Source organism: Paractinoplanes deccanensis (genome assembly GCF_016862115.1).
Classification (GTDB): Bacteria; Actinomycetota; Actinomycetes; order Mycobacteriales; family Micromonosporaceae; genus Actinoplanes; species Actinoplanes deccanensis.
In genome coordinates this window covers 21,088-32,385 of record NZ_BOMI01000068.1, presented here as the reverse complement: position 1 = coordinate 32,385, position 11,298 = coordinate 21,088, and the positions used below count along the sequence as shown (strand labels likewise).

At 72.6% G+C, this 11,298-nt stretch carries 8 protein-coding genes; 5 read left to right on the top strand and 3 right to left on the bottom strand.

The genetic code is table 11. The features are described 5' to 3' along the window. Positions 1–1,270: 1,270 nt before the first annotated feature. Positions 1,271–2,368, bottom strand: coding sequence for a baeRF2 domain-containing protein (locus tag Ade02nite_RS18570; RefSeq protein WP_203764710.1), 1,098 nt, complete (start codon positions 2,366–2,368; stop codon positions 1,271–1,273). Positions 2,369–2,472: 104 nt separating this feature from the next. Between Ade02nite_RS18570 and Ade02nite_RS18565 the strand changes: the two genes are divergently transcribed. Further along, positions 2,473–2,994 carry a hypothetical protein gene (locus tag Ade02nite_RS18565; protein ID WP_203764707.1) on the top strand — a complete coding sequence of 174 codons (522 nt, stop codon included), beginning with the start codon at positions 2,473–2,475 and terminating at the stop codon, positions 2,992–2,994. A gap of 79 nt (positions 2,995–3,073) precedes the next feature. Here Ade02nite_RS18565 and Ade02nite_RS18560 read toward each other — a convergent pair whose 3' ends face one another. Further along, positions 3,074–4,387, bottom strand: coding sequence for a GDSL-type esterase/lipase family protein (locus Ade02nite_RS18560; protein ID WP_239168862.1), 1,314 nt, complete (start codon positions 4,385–4,387; stop codon positions 3,074–3,076). Positions 4,388–4,586: 199 nt separating this feature from the next. Between Ade02nite_RS18560 and Ade02nite_RS18555 the strand changes: the two genes are divergently transcribed. The 4 genes from Ade02nite_RS18555 (at position 4,587) to Ade02nite_RS18540 (ending at position 9,140) form a co-directional block, all read left to right on the top strand. After that, positions 4,587–6,065: a glutamate-cysteine ligase family protein gene (locus tag Ade02nite_RS18555; RefSeq protein ID WP_203764688.1), complete on the top strand. Its 1,479-nt coding sequence runs from the start codon at positions 4,587–4,589 to the stop codon at positions 6,063–6,065. Between the two features lie 256 nt (positions 6,066–6,321). After that, positions 6,322–7,761: a lysylphosphatidylglycerol synthase transmembrane domain-containing protein gene (locus tag Ade02nite_RS18550; protein WP_203764685.1), complete on the top strand. Its 1,440-nt coding sequence runs from the start codon at positions 6,322–6,324 to the stop codon at positions 7,759–7,761. Between the two features lie 60 nt (positions 7,762–7,821). Continuing rightward, positions 7,822–8,292 (top strand): DUF2243 domain-containing protein, encoded by a 471-nt coding sequence (locus Ade02nite_RS18545; RefSeq protein WP_203764682.1) that lies wholly within the window; start codon positions 7,822–7,824, stop codon positions 8,290–8,292. Continuing rightward, entirely contained in the window at positions 8,289–9,140 is an 852-nt protein-coding gene (locus tag Ade02nite_RS18540) for a cytochrome c oxidase assembly protein (RefSeq protein ID WP_203764679.1), read from the top strand. Before Ade02nite_RS18545 ends, Ade02nite_RS18540 begins: the two co-directional genes overlap by 4 nt. On the opposite strand, the gene Ade02nite_RS18535 is transcribed toward Ade02nite_RS18540, so the two are convergent. Then, a complete protein-coding gene (locus Ade02nite_RS18535; protein WP_203764676.1) occupies positions 9,130–11,229 on the bottom strand; it encodes a glycoside hydrolase family 3 protein in 2,100 nt (699 codons plus the stop codon). The genes Ade02nite_RS18540 and Ade02nite_RS18535 overlap by 11 nt on opposite strands. Positions 11,230–11,298: the final 69 nt, after the last annotated feature.

Sequence of the window (11,298 nt, the reverse complement as noted above, 5' to 3'; positions counted from 1 at the left end):
CGCAGGAACGGCAAGGTCGGGGCGCTCGGCTATGCCGGAGAGCTGGGACGCAGGAACCGCACGCAAGCCGGAAGGCGGCAGGGTGTCGGGTTGAGGGACAGGTCCACGGGCCGGGAGGGAAGGCGGCTCGAAGGAGATGTTCACGGATTCGGGCGGGGACCCGTTGGCATAGCCCGAACCGGCGGTGGGCTCGCCGGGTGGGGACGTGTGCCGAGGTGGAGAGCCGGGGCCGCGGTGGGAGGAGGGCTCGTTCATCTCGTCGAGGTGGTGGGCGTGCCACTCGGAGAGGCCGCCCAGGCGGTCGGGGTGTTCGCCGGAGGCTTGCTGGGCCGCTTCCATTTCGGGGATGTGGGTGAGCGAGGGCGGAACGGTGGGGTGGGCTGTGGGCGCGGGGAGGCTGTCGTCGCCCAAGCGGGGCGAGTGCAGGGCCACGGGTTCGTCGGCAGCGGAGGCTTCCCACGTCGTTCGGTCCGGGGCGGCGGCGGGCGAAGTGGGCCGGCGTAGGGGCTCTACAGGGACGTCCAGGTCGGCAAGCGAACCGAAGTCCAGCGGCTGAAGACCCGACGACGGCCCGAAAGCGAGTTCGTCGCGCGGCTGAAGGCTCGCGGGCGGACCGGGAACGAAGTCGTCGCGCGACTGAAGGCCTGAGGGCGGAGCGGAAGCGAGGCCGTCCCGCGACTGAAGGCCTGCGGGCAGACCGGAAATGACGTCGCCCCGAGGCTGGAGGCCTGGGGACGAAACGGGAGTCAGGTTGTCGCGTGGCTCGGTGGGTGAAGCATGCGGGGCGCCGTAGGGGGCGGCGGGGCCCAGGCCCTGCCGCGAGGCGGCTACCAGGCCGGAGGCCTCGGCCAAGCCGGCGGCCTGGAGGACCTCGGCTGCGGCCTGGCCCGCGGCGCAGGGTAAGGGTTCGCCGCAGGCCGGGCAGTGGGTGGCTTCGGGGGTGGGGCCGCGGCCGCCCGCGTGGGCGTCGAGCATTTCGCGGGCGGTTCGTGCGAGGACGCTGTCCGGGTTCACGAACGCCTTCGTCGGTGCCACTGTTCTCCGCCCCCATCACGACTTGGCGAGTGTGAGAACAGTTCACCGCCGGAAGGTGGCGATTCGCGCGATTTTCCGCAATTCGGGGGCGGGCGGGGCGAACGAGCCGCAAACGAGCACAGCGCGGCGTCGCGCCGACGCAAGGGTGCCAGCGCGAGGGTGCCAGCGCGAGCGTGGCGGCGCGAGGGTGGCAACGCGAGGGTGGCAACGCGAGGGCGCCAGCGCGCCAAAGGCGTCAGGCGGCGGTGGCGCCGTCGGGGTAGCGGAGGACGGCGCCGATGCCGTGCGGCAGGTCGAGCTCGCCGGGGGCGATCAGGACCAGGTCGGCGCTGGTGCCGGCGATGGCGCGCAGCAGGGCGGCGTCGGCGCGTACCTGGACGGGGTCTTGCACGCCGGAGTCGCGGAGGGTCCGCTCGTCGGTGGCCACGAGGGTGGGGTCGCCGGGGCCGATCCACAGCTTGTCCGTGGAGGACTCGTCGTTGATGAGCAGCACCGTGTCGGCCTGGCCGCGCTGCAGGCGGGTGACGACGTCGGCGAGGCCGCCGCTCGGGGTCTGCTGGGCGCGGTACCGGTCGATCAGGTCCTGGACGTGGCGGTCGGCCACGTCCGCGACGGCCTGCACGGTCACGTCGTCGAGGCGGTCCGTCTCGCCGGCGATGTCCGTGGTGACGACGCGGTCGCGGAGGCGTTTCGGCAGCTGCTCGGCCAGTTTGGGCACCGAGCGGGCGTCGCCGGCCACCACGATGACCTCGGCTCCCACCTGGTCCGCGACCTCGGTCACGGCCTTGGCGACGTCGCCGGCGTTGCGCTTCCAGGTCTCGTCGACGGCGTGGTGGTAGCGCAGGCTCGACCAGCCGCCGGCGTGCACCTTGCGCATCGGGAAGGTCTCGCCGCCGGTGACGCGCTCGCGCCGGGGCACCCCGCCGGCGTCCAGGCCGGTGATCTCGCCGCCCCCGTGGCCGACGAGGACCCGCACGTACGGCACCTCCTCGCCGCGGCGGGCGACGAGCGGCATCGCGTGCGGCAGCGGGCCCCAGACGGCCAGGTCGGTGTCGGGCGGGACGGGCATCGTCTCGGCCAGGGCCACGTCGCCGCCGGTGGCGAAGACGGCCAGACCGTAGCGACCGGGCTGGGTCGGGTGCGAGGCAACCGCGTCCTCGATCGCGGCGATGGTGCGCTCGTCGGCGCCGTCGGCGGCCAGCTTCTCGCGGAGGGCTCGCAGGCGCAGCTCGACCTCGCGGTCGGCGTTCTCCTCGGCGCGACTGGCGTCGAGGTAGACGGAGGCCCAGGGCCCGGGCGCCGCGAACAGGGGGCGAAGAAATGTGAGTTCCATGCCGGGCCGACTACCCAGATCGCTACGGTTCTCACGTATTCACTCACGGTACGGATCATGTAGCTCTCCGTACGATATGAATACCTTTCAGGAGGTGATCCCCCATGGACGACGTCGAGCTGCACCGCGAGCAGATCCTCCGGCACGTCAGCCCCGTCATCACCGGCCGCTTCGCCGGCTTCCAGACCTCGTACACCCGGCAGGTCAAGATCGGGCAACCCGCCCTGATGGCGATCTTCGTGGCGGCGAGCATCACTCAGATGATCAGCTCACTGCTGCGGATGCGGGGCACGCGGCGCAGCTTCAAGGAGCTGAAGAAGGGCCCCGAGTTCCTGGTCACCCCGGTGCGCATCCGGGACGACCTCGGTCAGATCTATGAGGTCGAGATGCACGGCCATCTGCCGCAGTCGGCCCTGCACCGCGACGATCTCGTGCAGCTGACCACCACACCCCAGAAAGATCCCACCCTTCCGGTACGCCTGACGCAGGTCGTCAACCTCACGACGATGCAGCCGCTGACCCCGCGCATCCCCACCATGTGGTCGCACCTGGGCCCGGCCCTGCTGCTCCAGGCGATCATCGGCGTCGCCCTGATCGCCGTCGTGCTCGCCCTGGCGTTCAGCTAGGAAAGCCCGGGCGAGAAACGCGAGCCCGCCACGCAACGAGGCGAGGCGGGCCCGAAGAAAGTCCGGGGCGAGAAGGCCGCTACAGCTTGTCGAGCGGGATGGCGCCGGCCAGCGCCCGCATGCCCGCGTCGTTGGGGTGCAGGTGATCACCGCCGTCGTAGTCGCGGCGCAGCTTGCGCGGGTCGGCCGGGTCGCGGATCGCCTGGTCGAAGTCGGCGACCGCGTCGAAGGCACCGTCGCCGCCGGCCCGGATCCACTCGTTCACCTTGCCGCGCAGCTGGTCGAGGGCGGGCGACCACGCTCCCCAGCCCTGGAACGGCATCAGCGTCACGCCGACGACCCGCAGGCCCTGCGCCTTGGCACGCGCCGCCAGCCGGGCCAGCCCCGCGATGATCTGGGCCGGGTCGCCCTGCCGCGGCGCCTGCATGATGTCGTTGATGCCGATCAGGATGATCACCGTACGGGCGCCGGGCCGCTCGAGGACGTCCGCGGCGAACCTCGCCTCCCCGGAGCGCCCCGCCGTCGAGTCGATCTCCGTGCGCGGGTATCGCGCGTCGAGCAGCAGGCGGTTGCCCCCGAGTCCGACGTTGGCCACCCCGTAGTCCGGCTCCGGCGCGGCCGCCAGCCGGGCCGCGAGCAGGTCGGGCCACCGCTGGTTGAGCCCGCGCGTGGTGGCGGCGCCGTCGGTGATCGAGTCGCCGAAGGCCACGATCGTGCCGGCCGCGCCGGTCACCTCGACGCCGGTGATGTAGAACCAGGACGTCGTCCGGCCGGTGAACGACACGTTGGACGGATCGGCCGCCGCGTCGGCCGGTCCGGGGCTCACGAACGACACGTCCTTGCTGTCGACGTGGTAGGTGGAGACCGGCGGCCGCACCGGCGTCCACACGCTGATCAGCAGGTCGGTGTCGACCGGCACATCGAGCGCGACCGGGTCGCTCAGCGCGTCGGCGCCGGCCGGAACCGTCACCCGGGTCTTGCCGTTGAACGTGACGTCGCGCATCGTGCCGGGGGCGGCGGTGCCGTCGCTGGGGTCGTCGGAGCCGTCGCGGCGGCCGCCCGCGTGCGCGGAGACGGCGATCGTGACGTGGCCGAAGAGGACCGGGCCGGCGCCGAAGCGGTTGGTCAGCCGGACGCGCACCGAGGGACCGCCGATGGTCGTGTGCACCACGTTGCGGATCGTGTGGCCGGGCGGGCCGGTGCGGTTGCCGGACGCCGGCGCCGCCGCCCACGCCGTCGACCACTGGGGGCCGGGCGGCGCCGCGGCCGCGGGCGCGTGCCGCTCGGTGGGAGGAACCGCGCGCAACGGGCCCACTGTCACCCACGTGGCCGTGAGAATCGTGGACAGAACCGCGGCCACCACGACGCCGGTCAGCAAGCGCCGCTTTTTCACGATTTGGCCCTCCCCAGGGTCTCTTCCGGATGAAATCCGGTACCGCAGGGTACCGCTGCGATGTTGCCCCCCGGCGTCAGCCTTCATCGCATCGACGTGGATGAGAAGGACACCCTGTGCGATCTCATGCTTTGGTGTCCGCTGGCGTGACACGCCGGGCCTGTGGGAGTTTGGAGTCTGTCCAGAGAGGTGGTGTGCCATGGGCGAGGAAGTCGAGAAGACCACCTTCACCCGTGAGGACCGCGCCAGGTACCGGCACAAGATCCGGCGGAGTCTGGACGTGTTCGCCGCGATGCTGCGCGAGTCGCGTTTCGAGTTCGAGCGGCCGCTCACCGGCATGGAGATCGAGCTCAACCTCATCGACGAGCGAGCCGATCCGGCCATGCGCAACGCCGAGGTGCTCGGCGCGATCGCCGACCCCGATTTCCAGACCGAGCTCGGCCAGTTCAACATCGAGATAAACGTCCCGCCGCGGCGGCTGGCCGGCGACGAGAACGCCGACCTCGAGCGCACGCTGCGCGCGAGCCTCAACAACGCCGAGGACCACGCCCGCAAGATCGGTGCGCACACCGTGATGATCGGCATCCTGCCGACGCTGCGGCGCGAGCACATGACCCTCGAGGCGCTGTCGGCCAATCCGCGCTACAAGGTGCTCAACGAGCAGATCTTCGCGGCCCGCGGCGAGGACCTGGACATCCGCATCGACGGCGTCGACCGGCTCGCGGTCACCACCGACACCATCGCGCCCGAGTCGGCGTGCACGAGCACCCAGTTCCACCTCCAGGTGAGCCCGGCGCAGTTCGCCGCCTATTGGAACGCCGCCCAGGTCATCGCCGGCGTGCAGGTGGCGCTCGGCGCGAACGCCCCGCTGCTGTTCGGCCGCGAGCTGTGGCGCGAGACGCGCATCCCGCTCTTCGAACAGGCCACGGACACCCGTTCCGAGGAGATAAGAGCACAGGGGGTACGCCCGCGCGTGTGGTTCGGCGAGCGTTGGATCACCAGCGTGTTCGACCTCTTCGAGGAGAACGTGCGCTACTTCCCCGCGCTGCTGCCGATCTGCGACGAGGCCGACCCCTCCGAGATCCTCGAGCGCGGCGAGGTGCCCGAGCTGTCCGAGCTGCGGCTGCACAACGGCACCATCTACCGGTGGAACAGGCCCATCTACGCCGTGGTCAAGGGCCGCCCGCACCTGCGCGTGGAAAATCGGGTGCTGCCCGCCGGCCCGACCGTCGTCGACACGATGGCGAACGCGGCGTTCTACTACGGACTGATCCGCACCCTGGCCGAGGCCGAGCGCCCCTTGTGGACCCAGATGAGCTTCAGCGCCGCCGAGGAGAACTTCCACACCTGCGCCCGGCACGGCATCGACGCCAGCGTGTTCTGGCCGGGCCTCGGCTACATCCAGGTGACCGAGCTGGTGCTGCGCCGCCTGCTGCCGCTGGCGCATCAGGGGCTGGAGAAGTGGGGCGTCTCGACGGCCGAGCGCGAGCGGCTGCTCGGCATCGTGGAGCAGCGCTGCCTCACCCATCGCAACGGCGCGGCCTGGCAGGTGCAGACGCTGCACGCGCTGGAGGCCGACGGTGAGGACCGCCAGGAGGCGCTGCACGAGATGCTCCGGCGCTACCTTCCGCTGATGCACGAGAACCTCCCGGTCCACGAGTGGCCCTACCCGTCCTGACCCGGCCGCCCGGTAGACCCATTTTCGGCGGCTCAAGCCGAAGATGTCTCTCGTTTCCGGGATGTCCCGAGTTTGCGCGACTGCGACGGTCCTCACACGCATGATCCAAAAAATCGGGCATGCGGGCCGCCCACCTCGCGTTGCTCCTCGCGCAGGGCACGTGACTGCCTTCTCATTGAGAAAAGTTGCGTGATGGGCAATCTTTGGCGGATCCTTGGCTGGGGCAACCAAAGAGACGGCACGCCAGGAGCCAGGGGTGGGACAAGCAGAGGAGCGGTCGGCCGGGACCGCGGCAGAGGACGGGCCACAGGTCGCGCACGGCGGCCGGTGGCGGTGGCTGCGCATCGCCGGGGTGGCCGCGGTGCTGGTGCTCTTCGCGGTCGAGCTCGTGCTGGGCTGGTCGTCGCTCGCGTCGGCCCTGCGCCAGCTGCGCACGCCGCATGTGGGCTGGCTGGCGCTGGCCGTGCTCGCCGAGGTGGCCGCGATGAGCGCGTACGCCCACATGCAGGGCCGGCTCCTCTCCTCCGCCGGGGTGCGAGCGCGGCACATCGACAACGTGAAGCTCACCTACGCCGCCCATTCGCTGAACGAGACGCTGCCGGGCGGGGCGGCCTTCTCGACGCGGCTCAACTATCAGCAGATGCGCCGCTTCGGGGCGAGTCCCGCGGTCGCCTCGTGGACCATCGCGCTCAGCGGCATCCTCTCGGCCTGCGCCCTGGCCGTGGTCACCGTCGGCAGCGCCCTCGCGGCCGGCGGCGGCGCCGACTGGTCGCACCTCGCGGGCCTGTTCGTCGCGACGATCCTGCTGATCCTCGGCGCCCGCCACGTCGCCCGCCGCCCGCAGACCGCCGAGTCCCTGATCCGCCCGCCGCTGGCGGCCGTCAACCGGCTGCGCCACCGCCCCGCCACCCACGGCCAGGACCGCATCCGCGACTTCCTCCAGCAGCTGCGCGCCGCCCGCCTGCGCCCGGCCCACGGCGCCGCGGCGGCGATCCTCGCGGTGCTCAACTGGCTGCTCGACGCCCTCTGCCTCTGGCTCTGCTTCCGCGCCGTCGGCGAACACCCGGCCGGCCCCACCGCCGTGCTGCTGGCCTTCTGCGCCGCGATGGCCGCCGGCACCATCACCATCGTCCCGGGCGGCCTCGGCATCATCGACAGCGCCCTGATCCTCGGCCTCCTCGCCGGCGGCGTCACGACCCCCGCCGCCGTGGCCACGGTGGTCCTCTACCGCATCATCAGCTTCGGCTTCATCATCGGCCTCGGCTGGCTCTCCTGGCTCACCATCCGGCAGAGCACCCGCCGGGCACCGGCCCTCCCGTCGCCCGCTCTCTCGACCGCCATGGCGATCGATCCGAGGGGCGGGGTGGGGCTTGAGAGGGGAGCGCCGGTCGCCCTCATCACCGGCTCACGCCCCCGCCTGACCGACGCGGAAGTCGGGATGGAAGTGATGATGGGCCTCGACCTGGGGACGCCGACCGCCGAGGTGGGGCACGGGGGTGCGGCCAAGGCCGATCCGCGGGTGGCCAACCAGGCTCTCGTGCGGCAGCTGGCCGGGTCGCCGAAGGCGAACGCCGCCAAGGAGACCGCCTCGGTGCCGCCCGGCCGGCGGCGGGGGAACGACGCCACCGCGAAGGCGACGCTCGGCAAGGGCACCGGCGAGGCCGAGGGCTTCGTGCTGCCGCTGCCCTTCCCGTAGAAGGGTTACCGGCCGGGGACCGGGGAATGCCGAGGGCTCCCCCACCCGAGGAGGTCCCCGATGTCCGCCGCCGCTTCCACGCAAGCCCGGGCCGGAGCCGCGACCGGGCGCAACGTGCTCTCCGGCGCGCTGCTCGGCCTGGGCGCCGCCGCGTTCGTCGACGAGGTCGTGTTTCACCAGTTGCTGCACTGGCACCACTTCTACGACAAGTCCACCCCGGCCGTGGGCCTGGTCTCCGACGGGCTCTTCCACGCGTTCAGCTGGTTCGCCACCATCGCCGGCCTCTTCCTCCTCGCCGACCTGCGGCGCCGCGCATGGTTCAGCTCCTCGGCCTGGTGGGGTGGCCTGCTCGCCGGGGCCGGCGCGTTCCAGCTGTACGACGGGACGATCCAGCACAAGCTCATGGGCCTGCACCAGATCCGCTACGACGTCGACCTCACCGCGTACGACTGGACCTGGAACGTCATCGCCGTCGCCCTGATCGTCGCCGGGGCGGTGCTGCTCGCCCGGTCCCACCGCCGGCCCGCATGATCGTCCTGTTGGCGTCGGCGGCCGTCGCCTACCTGGTCGCCGCCGTGGCGGTCCGCCGGGTCGGGGGCTGGTGGCCGCCGGAGCGCACCGCCTGCTGGCTCGCCGGCATTGCCGCCGCCACTGCCGCCGTCACCGGGCCTATCGCCGAGGCCGCCCACCACGACTTCCGGGCGCACGCCGCCGGTCACCTGCTGCTCGGCATGGCCGCCCCGCTGCTGCTCGTGCTCGGCGCCCCGGTCACCCTCGCGCTGCGGGCGCTGCCGGTGCGCCACGGCCGCGGCCTGTCACACCTGCTGGCCTCGCCTCCCGTGCGGCTGCTCACCCACCCCGTGACGGCCGGGATCCTCAACGCCGGTGGCCTGTGGCTGCTCTACACCACCGGCCTCCCGCACACGGCGGCCGTGCAGTTCCACGTCCTCGCCGCCGGCTACCTGTTCACCGCCGCGATCATCGGCCCCGACCCGGCACCGCACCGCGCGGGCCCGCGCACCCGCGCCGCCGTCCTCATCGCCTTCCTGGCCGCCCACGCGATCCTCGCCAAGTACCTGTACGGCCACCCGCCCACCGGCCTGCCGCACGCCGAAACCGGCCACCCGCCCACCGGCCTGCCGCACGCCGGGGCCGGCGCCGGGGCCGCAGCCGAGACCCACGCCGAGGCCGGCGCCCAGCTCATGTACTACGGCGGCGATCTGATCGACGCCGTGCTCATCGTCCTGTTCTGCCGGCAGTGGTACCGCGCCGCCGACCCGGGCCGCCGCGCTCGCACCGCGACGGCCCGGATCCCCGGCGTTCGGCCGCCCCGCGTCCCGTGGCGGCTGCCGGACGAGATCAGGGAAGCTAGCTCCTGATCACCTTGCGCAGCAGCGCGGCCGCCTGAGCCGTGTTGCCCGCTTCCTCGGCCGCCGCGGCCCCGGCCAGCGAGGCCGCCCAGCCGGCGCCCGCCCGGCCGGCCACGACGCGGGCCTGGGCCGCGTCCCGCAGGCCGTCGAGCGACGACCCGTGCCGGGCTCCGGTGCGCAGGCCCCATCCGTACGGATAGAGGGGGTTGTAGGCCTTGTCGCCGACGTTGATCGGGACCTGGCCGACGGTGGCCGGCCACGAGACGGGGAGGCGGCCGGTGAACGGCTCGCGTCCGAAGAGGACGTCCGCCACGCCCGCGCCCTCGCTGCCGGGCAGCCACGAGGCCACCAGCGCGTCGATCGTGCCGAGCTGGTCGGTGATCACCTGCGGTCGGCCGGAGACCAGCAGCACCACGCATTTCGCGACCGCGGAGCAGACCTTGTCGACGACCGCGCGGTCGCCGGGTTGCAGGGTCAGCAGCTTCGGCTCCTTCTGCGGCTCGGTGCCCCACGGCCACGGCGGCGCGCCCACGTCGCCGAAGCCTTCCGCGTACGGCGTCTCGCCCACCACGACCACGCCGATGTCGGTCGCCGCGATGGGAGCGGACGCGTCGGCGCTGTAGGTGACCCGGGCGCGCGGCGCGACCGAGCGGATGCCCTCGAGGATCGTCGTGCCCGGGATGGCGTCGCCGGAGCGGCCCTGCCAGTCGATGGTCCAGCCGCCGGCCTGGTTGCCGATGTCGTCGGCGTTGCGCCCGGCCACGTAGAGCGAGCTGTCGGGGCGCAGCGGCAGCAGGTCACCGCTGTTCTTCAGCAGCACCTGCGACTCGGCGACGGCCTCGCGGGCCAGCGCCCGGTGCGCGGCGGTCCCGATCGGGCCGGCCGTCACGTACGGGTGCTCGAAGAGCCCCAGCTCGAACTTGGCCCGCAGGATCCGGCGCACCGCGTCGTCGACCCGCGCCATGCTCACCCGGCCGGCGGCGATCTCGGCGGTCAGCACCTGGATGAACTGCGGCGCCGTGTTCGGCTCCATGAACAGGTCGGTGCCGGCGTTGACGCCCACCCGCACCTGCAACGGCGTCGGTGCGGCCGCGCCGGACGGGTCGGGGATCTGGTGGATGCCCTCCCAGTCGCTGACCACCAGGCCGCCGAAGCCGAGCCGGCCCTTGAGCAGGCCGGTGAGCAGCTCACGGCTGGCGTGCATCTTCGTCGGGTTGCCCACGCCGTCCTCGGTCCAGTCCACACTGGAGAACGACGGCATGACCGAGCCGACGTCGTGGCGGATCGCCGAGACGTACGGGCCGAGGTTGATGCGGGCGAAGTCGGCGCGGTTCGTGACGGTGATGCCCTGGTCGATCGTGAAGTCGCCGGAGCCGGTGCCGTACTCGGTGTCGCCGTCGCCCGCGAAGTGCTTGGCGGTGGCCATGACGCCGGCGCGCTGGGTGCCGTCGACGGCCGCCGCGCCGAGCCGCGTCACCAGCCGCGGGTCCTCGCTGAAGCTCTCGTACGCCCGGCCCCAGCGCTCGTCGCGCGAGACGCACACGCAGGGCGCGAAGTTCCACGGGATGCCGGTCGCGGTGACCTCCTCGGCCGTGGCCCGGTAGACCCGCTCGACGAGGCGGGCGTCGCGGGTGGCGCCGAGGCCGGTGTTGTGCGGGAAGACGGTTGCGCCGTACACGTTGCCGTGCCCGTGCACCGCGTCCACGCCGTAGAGGATGGGAATGCCGAGGGGCGTGCTCAGCGCGTACCGCTGGAAGGTATTGATCATCTCGACCCAGGCGGCCGGGGTGTTGCCGGGCGGCACCGAGCCGCCACCCGAGAGCACCGAACCGAGCCGCAGGGTCGCGACCTGGGCGGGATCGGCGGCGAGCGCGCCCCGCTCGGCCTGGGTCATCTGGCCGACCTTGTCGGCGAGCGTCATGCGCGAGAGCAGATCGGCGACACGGCGATCCACCGGCAGCTGAGGATTCTTGTACGGGGCCTGAGCCTGCGCCTGGGCGCTGGACTGGGCCGTGGCCGTCGCGGTGCCCGGCACCAGCCCGGCGGCCAGCACGCCCGCGGCAAGGAAGGCCACGGGTCGCCATCTGAGACGGGTCATCGTTCCTCCTCCAAGAGAGGGCCTCGCCCGATCGTCCGCCCGGCGCGCGGCGGGGCACAGCGCCGTATC

Coding starts and splice junctions, on each gene's coding strand:
- Ade02nite_RS18570 (WP_203764710.1), bottom strand. CDS start 2,368: ATGGAACTCACATTTCTTCGCCCCCTGTTCGCGGCGCCCGGGCCCTGG.
- Ade02nite_RS18565 (WP_203764707.1), top strand. CDS start 2,473: ATGGACGACGTCGAGCTGCACCGCGAGCAGATCCTCCGGCACGTCAGC.
- Ade02nite_RS18555 (WP_203764688.1), top strand. CDS start 4,587: ATGGGCGAGGAAGTCGAGAAGACCACCTTCACCCGTGAGGACCGCGCC.
- Ade02nite_RS18545 (WP_203764682.1), top strand. CDS start 7,822: ATGTCCGCCGCCGCTTCCACGCAAGCCCGGGCCGGAGCCGCGACCGGG.
- Ade02nite_RS18540 (WP_203764679.1), top strand. CDS start 8,289: ATGATCGTCCTGTTGGCGTCGGCGGCCGTCGCCTACCTGGTCGCCGCC.
- Ade02nite_RS18535 (WP_203764676.1), bottom strand. CDS start 11,229: ATGACCCGTCTCAGATGGCGACCCGTGGCCTTCCTTGCCGCGGGCGTG.